The organism is Neobacillus sp. NPDC093127 (assembly GCF_044754175.1).
In the GTDB taxonomy this organism is placed as follows: Bacteria; Bacillota; Bacilli; order Bacillales; family Cytobacillaceae; genus Neobacillus.
In genome coordinates this window covers 170,207-188,558 of sequence record NZ_JBIVOP010000009.1, presented here as the reverse complement: position 1 = coordinate 188,558, position 18,352 = coordinate 170,207, and the positions used below count along the sequence as shown (strand labels likewise).

The window sequence follows — 18,352 nt, the reverse complement described above, 5'->3', positions numbered from 1 at the left end:
ATCCATTTCAAGTGTATGTATGTTTGTGCTTCCTATGTACTTGGTTTATCAGATTCATTATTGACAAAAAGAAACAAAGGGATGCAGTTTTCGCCAATAAAAAAGCTCCCCATATTAGGAGAGCCGTTTATAATCCAGCAAAATTCCCATTAATAACGTTCTGTAAGCCATGTTCTGTACCATAGTACTGCAAACGGCAGTAATGCCTCGTACTTAGGTGGTAATCATCTATCTACAGATTCACATTGGAACCTGTCCTTCTCCTTGTTGAATTCCTCAGAGAAAGTGCCCCTACCATTATTTGGGTTTCTCGCTCGTGGGGTTTACCCGTTCCACCCTTTCCATTTCCAGAAAGGCTCCGTCACTGTGGCACTTTTATAGGTATTCATACCATATCCAAAGGACTTAGGTATTTTCCCGGCCGTCAACTGAGTCTTGACTCAGCTGCCCTAGCTTATGATTTCGCTAGGCACGAACACTACGAGCATCTCAGCTCGTGCGAGCATGGACTTTCCTCTGCAAGGAAGCAAATGCTTCTTACAGCGATTACCCGAACGTAATTAATGAATACATTTATTATTATATGTATTTCATGCTGTTTATTCAATAGTTTTTATTAGGAAATCCCGGGATAATCTGTTAATCGTAAAGTTTATTGCCAAAAACATGTTTTTCTAAATTGGATAAACGCTTTAAAATGTCAAAGTTCGTTGTTCCAGCTGGCTGTGCCACTGGCTGCCTTTTTGAAGAATCCTCGAGCTGTTTACGCAGTCTAAGATTTTCTTGCTGCAGGTCCTCGACCTCCTGATGAAACGTTTCATAATCCTTAATAATTAAATCCAAGAATTTATCCACATCTTCTTGCTTGTAACCACGTACACCTGTTTTAAACTCTTTTTCCAAAATATCCTTAGCAGTTAATTTTACTTTATCGGATAGCATCTAAATCACCTCAAGTTTAGCCAATCATTCACTATATTTTTTCAAAAATAACCTCTTTTGTCAATTTTCTTTGGTTACAAAGATTACAATCAATTTAATATATGAACAGAATACGTAAACATTCCTTAAAAATCAGTCTGTTTGTACTGTTCTTCCTCAACAATCATTTGTAAGTCGTAAAAAGTAATAAGCTCAAGCGGAAAAGCATTTTCCTTTTGATAGTGTATTGCCATTTCATATAGATATTTTGGGCTTCCTTCCTTTTCATGATCATAAAGAAGCAGGAGTCCATCGCTTTTTTCAATAAAAAATTGATTTTTCAAGCGAAATTGCCATGGTTTCTCATAGCCTTTTTTTATAACTGAATCAATAAAATCTGCTCGGGCAAGCACAGATTCATACCATTCCTTATTATTTTCCTTCCATGAAGCCTCTTGATCCAGAAAAGGAGTAATTACCGCCAGCTTTATATCAGGAAAATCTGTTTGTAAATCAAAAATAACTTCAGCCGCCCACAGTTCCACACCTAATTGACCACTGATCAGCACCCATTCTAATCCTTCTTCAACCAGTGGTATTAAAGATTTCTTGATCGCTGCCTTGATAAAAAGAACAGAAGGATGGTCATTCTTAAATATACCTAATTCAAAGGGTTTATAACCTGAAATGGCCAGCACTTTAATCAAAAACGTTCCCCTCAGCTCAAAAAAATTTTTTAAATGGACAAACATTTTTATACAAATAGCATATCATATTAGTAAATAAACGTTAAAAAACAAGGGCTAAGAAGCCCTTGCAATCAACATTACTTGCACTTAAGGTCTAGGACCCATGAATGGTCCTGGTCCGAAGCCTGGGCCTCCTGGTCCGAAGCCTGGGCCTCCTGGTCCAAAGCCTGGGCCTCCCATTCCAAAACCTGGGCCTCCTGCTCCAAAGCCTGGCATTCCGCCTGGTGCACATGGGTTACAGCAGTTAATATGTTGACTACACACATCTTCGCAGCATGAAGCTGTTTCACAACAGTAATGTTTATGTTGGTACATATGGTGATTGACTGTTGTAACATGTGTTGGATGGATGTGTGGCACCACCGTTGTTGAGAACGTATGGTTCACAATTTGATTCGTCGGATGAATGACTGGCGGCGTAAAATTGGTTCCAAGATACATATAATGCTCTCCCTTCAAATATTCTGTTTACATTAACAGCCTATGTTGAAGGAGTTACTCTTGTACTAATGAAAATACCTATTTTTCACTAATCAGGATGATTATTTCCAACTTCTACCCTGCCTAGGTTTCTTATAATAAGGAATAGAAGCTATCTTTTAAGTTTGTAAACACAAAGGCAGTCAAACATACGACAATAAAAAACAAGAATAATATTGCTTTGTACATAATCCCAGCTCCATAAGTTTTTTAGTCGTTTTATTGTTCAATCCAACTTCACATTTTACCTGATTTAGCTTTGATAAACAATATCGAAACGCAGATTTTTTGCAGGATTTATTACAGATTTGTGGCAAATAATCGAACTTTGCTGAAAATAAAATTTTCATCGGTATTTTTGACGAATTTTGCGCTTACCCAGGAAATTTAGCATATTTTCTCTTTAAGCGATTTAGCCTTTCATGAAGCTGTTCCACAGTCATATGACTAGGTAATTTTACTGATTTTTTAGATTGTGTTATGAACAAAAGGGCCTTTTGACAGTAATCAATAGCTAGGTGGTAATCTTTTAATCGATGTTCATGGATTTTTGCAAGCTCTAAACAAGCTTCCAAACTCATTCGATTATCACCACAGTCGACAACATCCACGAACAATTTTCTTGCAGCTTCCCAATCGCGGTCCTTTTTGCTCTGAAAGGCCAAGGTAAGCTTTGCCTTAAAGGAAGTCATATCATTGCCAGTGGTCAGTTTACCCAATACTTGTTCCGCCTCACTCTTTTCTCCTAATGAGGCAAACCAGCGCCCCACTTCATAGGATTCGGGTCTAGACTGAAACGCATCGATTCCACTCAGTTGAAAGGTAAGGTGTGTATATAGCGTAATAAGTGATAAAATATCAATTTCATTATGCTTTAAAATTCCAAGCATGCCATCGGGTGTTTTACTTTCAATAAAATCAAAATAGATCATCGGCGCCAAAAATCCGGGAATATCATCGACTCTTTCTACTCCTAAAACCTCTTTTTCAACAACAGCTAATTTCAAACGCTCCAATTTATGTTTCCATAACCTTCTTGCCGCATGGAATAAATCAAAATGACCAAATGCAGGCAGCTTTGGTACATGCTCCCTCACAAGCGTATGCCTTGTTTTGACTTGTGGCCAGTCAAACGATTTTCCATTATAGGTTACCAGCGTTTTATAATTCACCTTTTCTAAAAAACTTTGATATAAAGGAACTTCGGCACCCGGGTGCGGCAGGATATGCTGTCTTAATACAAGCTGTTCTCCAGAAACGCTGGCATAACCAAGGAGAAAGATGGTATTTCCCACACCGCCGCCAAGTCCAGTCGTTTCTGTATCAAAGAAGAATAGTTCCTCTGCCAGATGCCCACGTGCAGATAATGGGTGATTGACAGGCCGCTTGTTCCATATGTCCACCGCGGTAAGAAAATCCTGGAAACAATAATGTCCATGCTGCTGTGAAAGCGGGTATTTCACTTCCCTAATTAAGCAGTAATCTTGGCCGAGGAAATAGGGAAACACCCCTTCTTGGTCCCATCTTTCACGAAATGGTATTTCAATCTTACCCGGTTCAGACAGGTTATCGATTTTTATAGACTGGCTCCCCCCTGATAGATGAGGTTTTAAGCGATTCAATTTACTTTTTAACGACATTACTGCACTTCCTTGTCCAATTCAGACGGTTTTAAAAAAGAATGAATAATTTTTAATGTATCCTGTTTAGCTGTTTCACTTACCGTATCTGCCCCAATACAGGATGGGCAGCCGGAATGACATGGACAGCGGTCAATCATTTTTTTTGTTTCGGCAAATACTTCTGGCATCCCGCTGTGGATTTTTTCACTTAAGCCAATCCCCCCCGGATAACGATCATAAAAGAAAATCGTTGGCTTCTCATTATGGTCAGCCTTTACTTGCGGAATGACATGAATATCCTGCGGGTCGGCCATTACAAATAACGGAGCAATATGATTTAACGCATGTGCGGCTCCGACAAGTCCTTGTTCAAGTCGTTCATGCCCAATATCAGCTAACGGCTTATTTAAAGAAATCCAGGCCGCATTCGTGTGAAGCTCTTCTTCCGGAAGATGGATTGGTCCTGACCCAATGTTTTCATGGGTCTCAAATTTGATTTTCTTAAAAATCGTTGCCATAGCCCGGACGCTGACATCCCCAAAGCCGATTTCGGCATCATCAAAGGTTTTGAGCTTGTCCTCCTCTAATACCTTTAATTGGACAGCTAAATTGGCATCGGTATAATAGTCGACATCCACTTCCCTGACAAATGCCTTCTTTTCGTCCCAATCAAGCTTCTCAACTTGGAATTGTGTCCCTTGATGTAAATAAATAGCTTCATCATGGAGAAGCGTCATCGCGGAAAAGCGGTCCATTTCTCCAATGACTTTTACATTTGCCACATCGGATTGATCAACAATAATCACATTTTCCTGTGAAGCCGATCGTAAACTAATGTTATGTGCCGGAAAAGAATCATTCATCCAGTACCATTTATCGCCGTTACGATAAAGAACTCGTTCCTCTGTTAAATACTCCAGCAATTCTTCCGTTTCGACATTACCAAACTGCTCCCCGGCATTAAACGGAAGTTCATAGGCAGCACATTTCATATGATCAATTAAGATGATGAGATTATCCGGATTAATTCGAGCTGTTTCCGGACTTTTATTAAAAAAGTAATCAGGGTTCTGGATAATATACTGATCAAGCGGACTTGAGCTGGCGACCATGATGACAAGGGCCTCCCCATGCCTCCTTCCTGCTCTTCCAGCCTGCTGCCATGCACTAGATATCGTACCTGGATAGCCTGTCATAATGCAGACCTGGAGTGCTCCAATATCTACGCCTAACTCCAGTGCATTTGTGCTGACGACGCCGTAGATTTCACCAGATCGGAGTCCCTTCTCAATTTTTCTTCGTTCTGTTGGCAGATAGCCGCCCCGATAGCCCATAATGGATTTAGCCCCTAATTGGTTTTTCACCAATTCCTGTAAGTAGGTCAAAATAATTTCGACCCTGACTCTGCTTCTTGCGAAAACAATCGTTTGAATTTTATTTTTTAATAGTTCACCGGCAATTTTCCGTACCTCTAAGGTAGCACTTCTTCTAATATTTAACGGCTTATTCACAATCGGCGGGTTATAAAAAAGAAAATGCTTCGTCCCGCTCGGCGAACCGTTGTTATCAATTAAGCTCATTGTCTCTTCCGTTAAGTTTTGCGCCAGCTCTAATGGATTGGCAATCGTCGCCGAGGTACAAATAAACACAGGGTCACTTCCATAATAGCGGCAAATACGTTTTAATCTTCTAATAACATTGGCAACATGGCTTCCAAATACGCCCCGATACGTATGCAGCTCGTCAATAACGACAAACTTAAGATTTTCAAACAATGACACCCATTTCGTATGATGCGGCAAAATGGCTGAATGGAGCATATCAGGGTTGGTAATAACCACATGCCCTGCCTTCCTGACCTTTTGACGGATATTTGCCGGTGTATCTCCATCATACGTATAGCTGTTAATATCGGCGCCTGCAGCTTGAATCATTTCATTGATTTCACTCTTTTGATCCTGTGCCAATGCTTTTGTTGGGAACATATAAAGAGCTCTTGCACTTGGATTCGCTAATATAGTTTGCAACACAGGAAGATTATAGCAGAGTGTTTTTCCGGAAGCCGTCGGCGTTACCGCAACGATACTTCTACCTTCCTGAATCTGATCATATGCAGACCTTTGGTGGGAATAAAGCTGTTCAATCCCCCTGCTCTCAAGCGCCTTTCTTAAAAGCGGATGTAAGTCTTCAGGCATTGGAACCGATTGTGCCGGTTTCTCTTCAATTGTCTGCCAGGTAACGATATTTTCTTTAAATTCATCATTTATCTTTAATTCTGCCAGTATTTCCGGCAAGCTTTTTTTTATCTTCATTAACCTCACCCCAATACCTCTATTCTAGCGAATGAACGTTCGCGATAAAAGCAATATACAAAAATTTTTTCTTCCAACCCCACCGGTATCATTTTCCAAGAACAGATGAAAACAACTTTGGCTCCTATTACTTTAAATTTAGGCTGTGTTAAAGAATATTGTTGATTTTGATTACAATGTTGATTGGAGTGGAAGGCGCGAGACTCCTGCGGGAGCAGCGGGACAGGTGAGACCCCGCAGGCGCTTTAGCGCCGAGGAGGCTCACCGCCCGCCCCGCGGAAAGCGAAGCGCCTGGAACGGAAATCAACATCCACATTTAACACAGCTTTAATTTAAAATAAACTATTGGATAAATCTTTGTTACAATAGATAGTAACTGAAAATAATTTGAAGGTGATAGAATGAGGATAGAAGAAATTAAAAGGGTACTTTCTGATTTCACTCTTTTTCGCGAATTAAATGAGTTTGAATTATCTAAGATTACCGATATCGCGATTGCAAGGGATTGGAAAAAGCAAAGCCATGTTTTCCTCCAAGGGGACCCGCTTGAAAACGTCTATTTTATTTATGATGGGAAAATCAAAATTTACAAAAGTGATATCAATGGCAAAGAGCAGATTGTCGCCATCATGAAAAAGGGTGAGATGTTTCCCCATGTCGGTTTTTTCAGAAAAGGGGATTACCCTGCCTATGCAGAGGTTCTTGAACCATCCAAGCTGATTGCCGTGCCGATTTCCCAATTCGAAACGGTCCTGATTGAAAATCCTGAGCTGTGTATTAAGGTGTTTAAGGTACTTGGCGAGAAAATCGTCGATTTGCAAAATCGGCTTGAAGAACAAATTCTTAATAATACTTATGAACAAATTATTAAACTGCTGATCCGAATTGCGCAGAAACACGGTGAGGAACAAGACGATGGGACCATTCTTCTAAAGTCCGAATTTACCAACAAGGACCTAGCCAATATGATTGGAACGACGAGAGAAACGATTAGCCGGACATTAACAAAAATGAAAAAAGAAGAATTAATTGAAGTAGATGATGAAGGAAACATGATTGTCGATGTTGAGATTCTTATGGAAGAAATCAATTTAATTTAAGTATGAAGGACTCGCCAATCGTTTGGCGAGTTTTTCTTTTAGCAAAATATGACGGCACCTACCTAGTTCTTACAGCATATGATAAGGAGTGAAATAATGGAAAGAGAGGGAATGTTAATGTCATCCATGCCTCCAAATGAAAAAAACAACCCTAAAATGCCGTTGCCTGAACCTTTTCGTGACTTGGTGAAATCAATGAACGATTTCTTCACAGAGAAACCAGTCCGTGGATTTTTACAATCGATTGATGATTTTTTCAATACACCATTTCCCGCTGCAGTTGGTTTTCCCGTAAATTCAGTTGAAACTGGGAAGGAACATATCATTACGGCTGAGCTTCCCGGTGTTAAAAGAGAACAAATTCATTTAAATATTACCGGGAATTATTTAACCATTTCTGTTGAAAATAATGAATTAGAAACCGAGGAAGACGACCATAACCAAGTTTATCGCCGCAAGTTTATGCGGCAGCAATCTTCAAGAACGATTTCCCTTCCCCATGCGATTAATGAAAAAAAGGTAAAGGCCTCTTACCGAGATGGTTTATTACAAATTCGCATCCCCCAAGAAAAAGGAAAAATTATTGAAATTGAAGAATAGGAAAAGACGGCTATTACGATAGCCGTCTTTTCCATTATACTTTAAAGATTCCCCCAAATCCTTTGACAAGGGAGGAGACTTGGGTTACTGCGTTCATCATTGTACCTGCGGTATTGACCATTTTATTAACATCCACTGTCCCATCCTGTGACTTGAAGGAATTCATAAATGATTGCACGCCGCCGGGTTGTTTTGGTATGTTAATTTGCTTGGGGTAAGGGTTCATCATTGGATAACCATTCATTGGCATGTATGATTGATGGTTTACTTTGTCATCCTTTGGTGCAAGTGGATTGTGGAATAAAAATTGTGAATCCTTTTGCGTGTATGGCTGGTTAGGGTTGATCATATTTTGGGGGTTAAATCCCGGATTAAAGGCTTGACCATGGTGCTGGTATTGCGGGTAGTAGGAATTATGTTGTTGGTAACCCATCCACTCGTAATTTTGCGGCTGAGTTTGATAAGGATGCGGCTGATTGCGATTTAAATTTAAAGGCTGCTGACTCCCATGGTAACCAATTGGAACTTGGTGCATCATTTGCCCCGAGAATCCATAATTTAAGTAATTATTTGGTCTTTTAATACCAAGCATGGGCAAACATCTCCTCTGTATATTCTCTATTACACATTATGAAGGGAAGAAATGAAAGGTGATTATTTTGAAACTTTCAACAATGTCTAATTAAGGGGAATCCTGTCTAAAGTTTAAATATTTGAAAAACTAAGCTTTTCCATTATTTCGTGTTACGATGGAAAAAATGATGAAGGAGGAGCTATTTTATGGATATCCATGAATTAAAAAGCAAATTTATTCAATGTCGGGATTACAATACAGATGATGTTAACGCACTAATGGATTTTGCTAAGAAAGCTTATATTCAAAACGAAATTAGCATTAAAGAATATCGCCAGCTTGTTCGTGAACTTGAAAACCAAGGCGCAGTAATACCTGAAACCGATAATGAAAACTCCCTCATCGAAAATACTTGATTCAAATAAAAGAGATGCTTTTCAACAGCATCTCTTTTCTATTTCATAACCTCTTTTAAAATTTCCTGCAGGAAGAATTCTACGGTTCGATTGGTATCTAAGAATCTCTTTTTACTTGTGTTCGAAAAAAAACACTGTACGGAAAGCAGTTCAAGATGTTCTGCTGTCATGTCGATTTGCTTTAAATGTATATGTTTGGGTGAAGTATCTGCGAGCCACTTTATCATAATTCCTTTCCACTGGTCTGTTAATGCCTTAACTTCATCGGCAAACGGTTTAATGACCTCATGAAAATCCCTAGTTGTTCCTGTTTCCCTTGCCTCCTGATAATACTCTAAAAATAAACGATTATGCTGGAGAAGAGTTTCTGTAATGTGGATGATTTCTTCAGACATCATATCGTTATCCCCTCCTATAAAATAAAAAAGCAGCAATATTAGCTTATGCTGCTTTCATTCAATACCACTATTTTGCCGGAATTAATATCCTAATTCAAGCTTTAATGTTTTTGAAAGCTGATTTGGATTGAAATCAGCGATTTCTTCATTATATATTGGGTCTATCTTATTTAACGTTTTTTCCATAAAAGCTAGTTTCTGAATCGGTTTCATTAATTTCCGTTGTTCTTCCATGTTCAAACGAACTCGTTGCTCGGAGAAAGATGCCTCGAGAACGGACTCCAATTCTTCTAATTGATCGTATATTCCTGTCAGCATGGTCAGCAGTTGTTCCTTATCAGCTAATGACTTCTTCATTTATTAAACCCTCCTCGCACTATTTTATTAGGTAGTATTCTCCTTCTTTAATCCGCTTCCTTCTTGCTTGACAAAACTAGAAGCAATTCGTCAAAGATAGTGTCAATACTGCCTCTAATTGCTGACAGTTCGACATAATCCTTAATTCGCATGAAAAAATACAAAATCGTACAAGCTATAATCGGAGGTGTTATAATGTCCAACAAGAAAAAGCAAACCAATAAACAAACACAATCAGAAGCAGAAAAAAGAGTTGGCTATGGCGATAAAAAAATGGAAGGGCCAGATCGTCCTTCTACATAATGGGAATAAAAAAAGCAAGGAATGCCTTGCTTTTTTTATTCCCACTTTTTTATCTGTAATACTTTTTGAATGGAGAGTAGTAGTTGCAGCTGGTTCGACTTTGCGAAGTACCAGTCAGTAAGATGGATGGGGTGCTGATGCCTTACAGGGAAATATAGCCATACTGGGGAAACCTTTCTTCGCAAACTCCAATCATCAAAAACATGCTGATGATGAGCAATAACTGGGAAGCTCATTCGCAGCATCGGTGTGTTCCGGACGGTCTTTATTTTGAAATATTGTTCATAGTCATATCTGGAACCTGTATGCGGTGTTTTTTCCGCGAATTCAAAAAAATAGGGAAAAAGCCGGGGATGGAAAAGAATCTCTGCAAGTCTTTTTCCTAAGTTTATTCTCTTCGAAAGAGATTTGAAGCCATTCACACTAGCCCCATAGACTTCGCCACCACAAGTTGGAAACAAGACGCAGCTAAAATGGAGCCAGTCCTGAAAGGAAAAAATCAGCGAACGGAATACCTTTTTCCTATAAACAGGATGATCGATAACTGGTGTTTGTATCACATTTTGCTCATTAATGATTAAAGCGGTTGTGAGCCTATCCTTGTCGTTTTCTTTCCAATATCTTTGCCATTCTTTTTGAATAAATGATGAAACATTGAAATATGGAAGTAAATGAAACATTGGCCGATTTATTTTCGTCGAATATTGATAGACCAATAATTGTGGGTATACATCGTGAAAAATGAGCCAATTAGCTCGCTCATACGTTAAGAAAAGCTGCTTTCTTGTTTTAGCTGCGATCAAATGGGGAAATATTGAACCTGCAAGGTCACACATATTCCAGCCCCCATTTCTTGATACCATACTTGCAAGGAAAGACCAAATTATATCCGGATTCTTCTTAAAATAGGTTAGATAGGCAGCGGTTCTAGAAATATTATCGATATTCTTTTTATCCGTTTCACTTTGAATTTGACGAATGATTGTTTGTTCCTGTATCGTAAAATGATTCATAGTATCTTCCCTTACGATTTTTTTAATAGAATATAAGTTAGATGGGTTTATCGTTTTACGAAAATTGAATCATGCTTAACTTTGACAAACACGGTACAATTGATATTAGGGTGTGTCTGCAAAGGTTTTTTATACACGCCAATCCCGCAAAGATTTGATATGATAGGGAATAGTTTGAGAGGTGCAAAACATGGACTTTAACTATCCAAACGGAAAAAGGTACACACCAAATGAAATTGGGACTGCTAGAACTGGGGGAAATAGAAAAAACAGCTCATATAGTAACCGCGGGATGACACTCGAGGATGATTTAAACGAAACGAATGAATTTTACCGAGAAAGAAAAATTGCCGTCATTCATAAAAAACCGACACCAGTGCAAATCGTCCAGGTTGATTATCCTAATCGCAGTGCAGCAGTCATTAAAGAAGCCTATTTTAAACTTGCTTCAACTACCGACTATAACGGCGTCTATAAAGGAAAATATATTGATTTTGAAGCAAAGGAAACACAGAACCCAACCTCTTTTCCATTAAAAAATTTTCATCAGCATCAAATCCAGCATATGGAGGAAGTCCTTAATCAAGGAGGCATTTGTTTTGTTATTCTGCGCTTCTCAAGATTTGAGCAGGTGTATTTGCTTGAAGCCAAACACTTGTTATCTTTTTGGGAAAGAATGGCCAATGGGGGAAGAAAATCAATCACAAAAGAAGAAATTGAACAAACGGGACATCACATTCCACTTGGATATCAACCAAGAATTGACTATATTAAAATCATAGATAGATTTTAACCATTTTAGATAATGGTTAGAGGTTAGAAAGGAAGGAAATTACTATGGCTGAACAATATAAATCAAGAGAGGAGCGCCGAAAGAAACTCCAATCCAAAGGAAAGCCAAAAACCAAGAAAAAAAAGGGCGGGATATTTAAGAAAATTTTCCTGAGCCTAGTTGTTCTTGGAATCGTTGGTATATTGGCTGGAGTTGGTGCTTTCGCCTATTTAGTAAAAGATGCTCCGAAACTTGACCCAAAACTATTAAAAGACCCCATCCCTTCGAAGATTTTAGATAAAGATCAAAAACTGTTTTTAGAAGTGGGTGCTGTTAATCGCGAATATGTTAACTATAAAGATATACCAAAGGTACTTGAAAATGCCGTTATCGCAACTGAAGACTATCGTTTTTACCAACATCATGGGATTGACCCGATCCGTCTCGGCGGTGCTGTTTTGGCTAATTTCCAGCGTGGATTTGGTGCAGAAGGCGGCAGTACAATTACACAGCAGGTTGTTAAAAATGTATTTTTAACGCGGGATAAAACCTTAAAACGAAAAGTTCAGGAGGCCTGGCTTTCTTATAAACTTGAGCAACAATATACAAAGCATCAAATTTTCGAAATGTATGTGAATAAAGTCTATGTATCTCGAAACAGCAATGGACTTGCCACGGCAGCAAAAATCTATTATGGCAAAACATTAAAAGAGTTAACGTTAGCAGAGGCTGCGCAAATTGCCGGGATGCCGCAAAGCCCCAACAATTACAATCCATTTGACCATCCGGATTTAGCTGAAAAAAGACGAAATATTGTTTTAACATTAATGGAGCAGCATGGATTTATTTCAAAACAAGAAATGGAAGAAGCCAAAAAAGTTTCCGTTGCAGCCACTGTATTGAAACCGGAACAGCGTACTGTGGACGAAAAGCCTTTCGATTCTTTTGTCGATGCGGTTATTGATGAAGTGAAGGAAAATACTGATCTTGATATTTTTACAGATGGGTTAACAATTTATACAACAATTGATCAAAATGCACAAAAATATGTTTATAATATGCTTAATACAAATGACATTATTAATTATCCTGATGAGGAATTCCAGGCTGGCATTTCCCTTCTTGATACGAAGACAGGCGAAATCCGCGCCTTAGGCGGCGGCAGGAACCAACAGGTAAAGCGCGGCTTTAACTATGCAACTGACACAAGGCGTCAGCCCGGATCTACTATCAAACCCGTGCTTGATTATGGCCCAGCAATTGAACACTTAAATTGGGGAACCTTTGAAATGATTGAGGATAAACCAATGACCTATTCCAACGGGAAGAAGTTTGGAAACTGGAACCAAACATATATGGGGCCAATGACAATTAGAACGGCTCTGCAATTATCTCGAAATACCCCCGCAGTCCAGGCATTGCAACAGGTTGGTTTGGATAAAGCGAAGGATTTTGCAAACAATCTTGGGATTCCTTTAAAAGAAATTTCTGAAGCCTACGCCATTGGCGGCTTTGAAACGGGTGTTTCGCCGCTTCAAATGGCAGGCGCATACAGTGCTTTTGGTAATAAGGGCATATACACAAAGCCGCATGCAGTCACGAAAATTAAATTGCGAGATGGAACAGAAATAAGTACTGCACCGGAACCAAAGGTGGTCATGAAGGATTCAACCGCCTTCATGGTTAGCGATATGCTAAAAAGCGTTCTCGTCTCTCCTGGGACAGGAACAAAGGCAAAAGTCCCTGGCCTTCCGATTGCCGGTAAAACGGGGACAACGAATTATACCGCTGAAGATATGGAAAAATATAATATCAAGTCCAGTTCTTCTGTCCCTGACGCCTGGTTTACTGGTTTTACGACCAATTATACTGCCGCTGTTTGGACCGGATATAAGGACAGGACAACGCCAATTTCAACGGTTGAAGGCCGAAGCATTGCCCAGTTACTTTTTAAAAATGTAATTGCCTACGTCTCAAAAGATATCGACACTCCTGATTTCACTATGCCTAATAGTGTGGAAAAAGTCAGAATTGAAAAAGGCTCAATGCCGCCAGCCCTAGCCGGCGAGTTCACACCGGCTAGTGAAGTAATAACCGAATATGCTGTCAAAGGACATTTACCAAAAAAAGTATCAGAGAAATATAACAAACTTGATTCTCCGGTTAATGCTGCAGCTAAATATGACGAAGGCAAAAATGAAATTACCTTATCTTGGGATTACAAAACGGGTAATGATAATGTAACCTTCGATGTAACCGTTGATAACGGGGCTGGTCAAAAACATTTTCCAGTTACAGGTAATACTTTAACCATCCCTGCTGTAGTTCCAGGAACTAAGTATACCTTTACAATTGTCGCGATTCGCGGCGATAAAAAGAGCGACCCGGCCACAGCTGCGATTGACATACCAAAACCAGTTGATGAAAATAATCAAGAGAATGATAAGGGTAAGGGTAATGATAATGGCAATGGTCAGGGGAATGACCAAGGGAATGATAATGGGAATAATAACGACAAGGATAAAGATAAGGATAAAGATAAAGATAAAGATAAAGGCAAAGGAAATGGCGGGAACCAGGGTAATCCTGGCGATCCCCCTCCCGTTACTCCCCCTGGAAACCCAACAGGCGGCCAGGGATCAGGATCCCGTGAATCTTAAAGTAAAAAAAATCGTCTAGGCCTTTGGCCTGGACGATTTTTTCATAGCCCTATGTTTTACAAAAAGTTTTTCTTGTTCAACCATCAGTTCCGACAACTGCCGAAATGAATGATATAAGCTTGGACGTGACTTAATAAACGCTAATCTCTCCTCAATATTAACGGGCTTTAAATCAAATTGATTAAAAGGAATACTAGCACCTAAGGACACAGGTAGTCCGTTTGAAAGAAATAATAATTGCACATATAAATTAATTCCCTGCTCCATCAATTCCTGAGTACTTCCGAGATGACGTTGATGGAGTAATGCCTCCAGCTGTTCTCTCCGGTTGCGCCATTCCACTAGTAACTCTGATACTTCCCGCTCTTGATTACCCATTAACGGCAGCCTTCGCTTTCATCCTTTTCTTCCCTTCTCTGCACAGCTCTAACAATGGGCAGCTTGGGCATTGGGGGTTTTGTGCCTTACAATGATACCTGCCAAAGAAAATTAACCGGTGATGAGTCACAGACCACTCCTTAGCCGGAATTTTTCTCATCAGTGTCTTTTCTACCTCCAGAACTGAATCCTTCCAGCGGCAAATCCCCAGCCGCTTACTCACCCTTTCCACATGGGTATCGACCGCAATCGCCGGGATGTTAAAAGCCACCGACACGACCACATTGGCTGTTTTCCTGCCCACACCAGGCAGCTTGGTCAATTCATCACGATCCATCGGGATTTCGCCGCCATATTCATCTAGAACCATCCGGCACAGGCTTTGAATATTTTTTGCTTTATTTCGATAAAGACCGATGGAACGAATATCATTTTGCAATTCTTCAATTGAAACCTGTAAATAATCTTCAGGTGTTTTATATTTTTCAAACAAATCTTTTGTGACCTTATTGACTAAGACATCCGTGCATTGTGCTGATAAAGACACTGCAATGATAAGTTCAAATGGATTAGCATGATTTAATTCACAATGGGCTTCCGGAAACATTTCACCCATTTGATCCAAACAATAACGGATTTCAGTATTATTAAGCATAATATCACCCCTTCGACAAAATAAAAACGAGGGGGTCTCCCCTCGCTTATGAATGATTATTGTTCTAGCCAATTATAAAAAGGGACAGAAGGCTGCTGTGATTCAACTTTTGGATTTATCTTTTGCGTTTGCCTTTGGCGGAATTTTTGTCCGTGATTTTTTGCCTGCTCAATCGTTCTAATTCCACTTTTCTTCCATTCAAAAAGAATTCTATCAATATAGCGGAAATTTAATTTTCCCGACATTACAGCTTCCCTTAGCGCAGCTTTTATAATGATAGGATCATGATGATCATCATCCATCCACATCCCAAGCGACTCACATTCAAAGGGAGATAACGGGCGGCCAAACTCCTTCTCAAAACAAGTATATAGATCGGTCTCTTCAGCTTTCTTATCCATTTCTTTATTTGTTTTGTTGTTAATTAGGAACTGGTCTACGAGTTTTCCCCACAAAGGTTTCACCGAATATTTTTCAAAACGAATGCCTTCATTCGAATATTCATCAGTGATTTCAATAAAACCTCTTTGAATCAGCCTTCTAAGCATTTCGTTACAGTCTGACACGGAAATCGTCATCCGTGCTGAAAGTTCTTCTGGAGTAGGAAATTCATGTCCCTTTTCTAAAAAGGTTAGAATATTTAATAAAAGAACAAGTTCAATTTCATTTAGATTAAGTTTACGATACTCTGAAAATAATAAAGCAGGTACTGTAATATTACCTTCATAGATCCATGATAATATGTTGGATTTCATCTTTAGGACACCTCCTGATAAGTATACCATGAACAAACAATTCGAGTAAGAAGATTGGGTATCCATCTTTGGAAAGCAAAAAGCCTGCCATTTGCAGACTTTTTGTTAAACCTCTAAAGAAGATTATATCTTAACTTTCGCCGTAACAAACTGGTGTATTCTGGAAACTGCGTTTTCTAATTGTTCTAATGAAGTCGCATAGGATAAGCGAATATTATCAGGTGTGCCAAAACCTGACCCAGGGATGACGGCTACTTTCGCTTCAACTAATAATGCCTCGGCAAAGTCATCGACATGAGGAAAACCAGTCATCTCGGCTGCTGCCCTAACATTTGGATAAAGATAAAAAGCCCCTTGCGGCTTAACACAAGTAAAGCCAGGTATAGCTACTAATTTATCATAAATAATCGCTAATCTTTTTTCAAATGCCAGACGCATCTCCTCTACAGCCTCCTGCGGACCATTGTAAGCAGCAATTGCCGCATATTGAGCGGTCGTTGTAGGATTTGAGGTACTATGACTAGCTAAATTAGTCATTGCTTCAATCACCTGTTTATTGCCGGCAGCATAGCCAATTCTCCAGCCCGTCATGGAATGTGACTTGGATACACCGTTAATGATAATCGTTTGCTCTTTAAGCTCTGGTGAAAGTTCGGCAATCGAAACATGCCGGGCCTCTCCGTAAATAAGCTTTTCATAAATTTCATCAGAAACGATTAAAACGTTTTCCTCTAAACAAATTTTGCCTAGTTCCAACAGTTCTTCCGCAGTATATAAAACACCTGTCGGATTACTAGGAGAGTTGATAATAACCGCTTTTGTCTTTTTTGTAATTGCCTTAAGCAATTGCTCTGGTGTTATCTTAAAATGATTTTGTTCAAGCCCCTCAATATAAACCGGGACACCACCTGCCAATTTAACTTGTTCAGGGTAGCTTACCCAATAAGGAGCAGGAATAATAACCTCATCTCCATCGTTTAAAAGCACCTGGAACAGGGTATAAAGCGCATGCTTTGCTCCGTTACCGACAATGATTTCATTCGGTTTATAGCTAAGCCCTTGATCGGTTTCAAACTTCTTGATGATCGCCTTTTTAAGGGCAGGTAATCCTGCTGAAGGAGTGTACTTTGTATGCCCCTCATTCATTGAACGATAGGCTGCCTCCAAAATATGGTTAGGTGTATTAAAGTCCGGCTCCCCGGCACCTAACCCAATGACATCGACTCCCTGTTCCTTTAATTCCTTTGCTTTAGCCGTAATGGCTAATGTTGAAGAAGGGGTTAATGCCAGTACCCTATCTGCTAATTCTATTTCCATTCCTCTTCCTCCCGTCTCCAGTGATGCTATAGGTTCTCAATCTTTTTCAGCCACTCACCAGTTTCAAAGTCAATATAATAATAATTTATTAAATTATTTTCAGAACGGTAATAAATTTCCCATAATGGGATATTTTTTTCCATTCCCAACCGGACTGAGATGATTTTTTTTGGGTTTTTTTCTTCTAATAATTTTTGAATGGCTTCCTCTTTAGATAGACCATCACTTGCTTTTTTTACAATCAGATTCTTACTCTTTTCGGGAATCCAAATGATAATTTCTTCGCCCTTTTTATCTTTCCCTTCAATTACATCAACTGTTTCTAAGCCGCTATAAATATGAAAATCTACCACTTTGCTTAATGCAGTCTTTTCATTTGCCAGCGCGACAGCCTTTTTTTCAGCGGCTTTTACAGGTTCCACTGATGAAAAATATACTTTTATTGAAATTCCCAAAACAACTACAATGAATAACACGAGAAATAAAATCCATTTTTTCATTTAATCACTTCTTTATGTACGATATATGGTAAAAATCGCTTTATTTTTATCTTCTTTATCAAGGGCTAGTCCAAACATGAGGTCCTTATCTTTTAAGCTTCGATTAAGGGCATCAACAACCTTATACAAATCCGGACTATACTGGATTTTAATTGTTGAAATAATATCAATTTTACTTTCCATCCATATTCTCCTCTTTTTCTAGAATCTTCTCAATTATTATAACAGGAATATGCCTTTAACGGATGGTGATTCACGGCTAATATAGAAGATTTTTTTATAGGCTGTGTTAGAAGTGAATGTTGATTTCCGTTCCAGGCGCTTCGCTTTCCGCGGGGCGGGCGGTGAGCCTCCTCGGCGAATTGCGCGCCTGCGGGGTCTCACCTGTCCCGCTGCTCCCGCAGGAGTCTCGCGCCTTCCACTCCAATCAACATTGTACTCAAAATCAACAATGTGCTTTAACATAGCCT

Annotated in this window: 20 protein-coding genes and 1 other RNA gene; 5 read left to right on the top strand and 16 right to left on the bottom strand. The window is 39.3% G+C overall.

The features are described from left to right. Nucleotides 1–158: 158 nt before the first annotated feature. The 6 genes from rnpB to ACIQCO_RS14620 form a co-directional block, all read right to left on the bottom strand. An RNA gene (gene rnpB / locus ACIQCO_RS14645) (RNase P RNA component class B) lies at nucleotides 159–558 on the bottom strand. 81 nt (nucleotides 559–639) lie between these two features. Beyond that, the gene (gene gpsB / locus ACIQCO_RS14640; protein ID WP_400429774.1) at nucleotides 640–942 is read right to left on the bottom strand and encodes a cell division regulator GpsB; all 303 of its coding nucleotides are present in this window, start codon (nucleotides 940–942) and stop codon (nucleotides 640–642) included. A gap of 125 nt (nucleotides 943–1,067) precedes the next feature. After that, nucleotides 1,068–1,625, bottom strand: a complete 558-nt coding sequence (locus tag ACIQCO_RS14635; protein ID WP_400429835.1) for an SLOG family protein — start codon at nucleotides 1,623–1,625, stop codon at nucleotides 1,068–1,070. A 132-nt stretch (nucleotides 1,626–1,757) separates the two neighbouring features. Beyond that, entirely contained in the window at nucleotides 1,758–2,111 is a 354-nt protein-coding gene (locus ACIQCO_RS14630) for a CotD family spore coat protein (RefSeq protein ID WP_400429771.1), read from the bottom strand. A 413-nt stretch (nucleotides 2,112–2,524) separates the two neighbouring features. Beyond that, nucleotides 2,525–3,790 (bottom strand): ribonuclease H-like domain-containing protein, encoded by a 1,266-nt coding sequence (locus ACIQCO_RS14625; protein WP_400429768.1) that lies wholly within the window; start codon nucleotides 3,788–3,790, stop codon nucleotides 2,525–2,527. Further along, nucleotides 3,790–6,084 carry a DEAD/DEAH box helicase gene (locus tag ACIQCO_RS14620; RefSeq protein WP_400429766.1) on the bottom strand — a complete coding sequence of 765 codons (2,295 nt, stop codon included), beginning with the start codon at nucleotides 6,082–6,084 and terminating at the stop codon, nucleotides 3,790–3,792. Before ACIQCO_RS14620 ends, ACIQCO_RS14625 begins: the two co-directional genes overlap by 1 nt. 401 nt (nucleotides 6,085–6,485) lie before the next feature. Here ACIQCO_RS14620 and ACIQCO_RS14615 point away from each other — a divergent pair, with 401 nt between their 5' ends. Continuing rightward, complete coding sequence (locus ACIQCO_RS14615; RefSeq protein WP_400429764.1) at nucleotides 6,486–7,184, top strand: Crp/Fnr family transcriptional regulator; 699 nt, start codon at nucleotides 6,486–6,488, stop codon at nucleotides 7,182–7,184. 96 nt (nucleotides 7,185–7,280) lie between these two features. After that, nucleotides 7,281–7,784, top strand: coding sequence for an Hsp20/alpha crystallin family protein (locus ACIQCO_RS14610; RefSeq protein WP_400429762.1), 504 nt, complete (start codon nucleotides 7,281–7,283; stop codon nucleotides 7,782–7,784). Between the two features lie 34 nt (nucleotides 7,785–7,818). Here ACIQCO_RS14610 and ACIQCO_RS14605 read toward each other — a convergent pair whose 3' ends face one another. Further along, nucleotides 7,819–8,376, bottom strand: coding sequence for a YppG family protein (locus ACIQCO_RS14605; protein WP_400429760.1), 558 nt, complete (start codon nucleotides 8,374–8,376; stop codon nucleotides 7,819–7,821). Nucleotides 8,377–8,564: 188 nt separating this feature from the next. On the opposite strand from ACIQCO_RS14605, the gene ACIQCO_RS14600 reads away from it, so the two are divergent. Continuing rightward, nucleotides 8,565–8,774, top strand: a complete 210-nt coding sequence (locus ACIQCO_RS14600; protein ID WP_400429757.1) for a YppF family protein — start codon at nucleotides 8,565–8,567, stop codon at nucleotides 8,772–8,774. 38 nt (nucleotides 8,775–8,812) lie between these two features. On the opposite strand, the gene ACIQCO_RS14595 is transcribed toward ACIQCO_RS14600, so the two are convergent. From ACIQCO_RS14595 to ACIQCO_RS14585, 3 genes are all read right to left on the bottom strand, one after another. Beyond that, a complete protein-coding gene (locus ACIQCO_RS14595; RefSeq protein WP_400429755.1) occupies nucleotides 8,813–9,172 on the bottom strand; it encodes a YppE family protein in 360 nt (119 codons plus the stop codon). An 81-nt stretch (nucleotides 9,173–9,253) separates the two neighbouring features. Further along, a complete protein-coding gene (locus ACIQCO_RS14590) occupies nucleotides 9,254–9,529 on the bottom strand; it encodes a hypothetical protein (RefSeq protein WP_400429752.1) in 276 nt (91 codons plus the stop codon). A gap of 338 nt (nucleotides 9,530–9,867) precedes the next feature. Beyond that, the gene (locus ACIQCO_RS14585) at nucleotides 9,868–10,845 is read right to left on the bottom strand and encodes a DUF2515 domain-containing protein (RefSeq protein ID WP_400429749.1); all 978 of its coding nucleotides are present in this window, start codon (nucleotides 10,843–10,845) and stop codon (nucleotides 9,868–9,870) included. Between the two features lie 190 nt (nucleotides 10,846–11,035). On the opposite strand from ACIQCO_RS14585, the gene recU reads away from it, so the two are divergent. Together recU and ACIQCO_RS14575 are read left to right on the top strand one after the other, a co-directional pair. Further along, the gene (recU, locus tag ACIQCO_RS14580; RefSeq protein WP_400429746.1) at nucleotides 11,036–11,638 is read left to right on the top strand and encodes a Holliday junction resolvase RecU; all 603 of its coding nucleotides are present in this window, start codon (nucleotides 11,036–11,038) and stop codon (nucleotides 11,636–11,638) included. A gap of 44 nt (nucleotides 11,639–11,682) precedes the next feature. Next, nucleotides 11,683–14,277, top strand: coding sequence for a PBP1A family penicillin-binding protein (locus ACIQCO_RS14575; protein WP_400429743.1), 2,595 nt, complete (start codon nucleotides 11,683–11,685; stop codon nucleotides 14,275–14,277). A gap of 15 nt (nucleotides 14,278–14,292) precedes the next feature. Here ACIQCO_RS14575 and ACIQCO_RS14570 read toward each other — a convergent pair whose 3' ends face one another. From ACIQCO_RS14570 to ACIQCO_RS14545, 6 genes are all read right to left on the bottom strand, one after another. Beyond that, nucleotides 14,293–14,655 carry a YpoC family protein gene (locus ACIQCO_RS14570; protein ID WP_400429741.1) on the bottom strand — a complete coding sequence of 121 codons (363 nt, stop codon included), beginning with the start codon at nucleotides 14,653–14,655 and terminating at the stop codon, nucleotides 14,293–14,295. After that, nucleotides 14,648–15,310, bottom strand: a complete 663-nt coding sequence (gene nth / locus ACIQCO_RS14565) for an endonuclease III (RefSeq protein WP_400429739.1) — start codon at nucleotides 15,308–15,310, stop codon at nucleotides 14,648–14,650. Before nth ends, ACIQCO_RS14570 begins: the two co-directional genes overlap by 8 nt. A 56-nt stretch (nucleotides 15,311–15,366) precedes the next feature. Beyond that, entirely contained in the window at nucleotides 15,367–16,065 is a 699-nt protein-coding gene (locus ACIQCO_RS14560) for a DnaD domain-containing protein (RefSeq protein WP_400429737.1), read from the bottom strand. Nucleotides 16,066–16,188: 123 nt separating this feature from the next. After that, on the bottom strand, nucleotides 16,189–17,376 hold the full coding sequence (locus ACIQCO_RS14555) for a pyridoxal phosphate-dependent aminotransferase (RefSeq protein ID WP_400429834.1): 1,188 nt from the start codon (nucleotides 17,374–17,376) through the stop codon (nucleotides 16,189–16,191). 32 nt (nucleotides 17,377–17,408) lie between these two features. Beyond that, a complete protein-coding gene (locus ACIQCO_RS14550; protein WP_400429735.1) occupies nucleotides 17,409–17,882 on the bottom strand; it encodes a cell wall elongation regulator TseB-like domain-containing protein in 474 nt (157 codons plus the stop codon). Between the two features lie 12 nt (nucleotides 17,883–17,894). After that, complete coding sequence (locus tag ACIQCO_RS14545) at nucleotides 17,895–18,065, bottom strand: YpmA family protein (RefSeq protein ID WP_400429733.1); 171 nt, start codon at nucleotides 18,063–18,065, stop codon at nucleotides 17,895–17,897. Nucleotides 18,066–18,352: the final 287 nt, after the last annotated feature.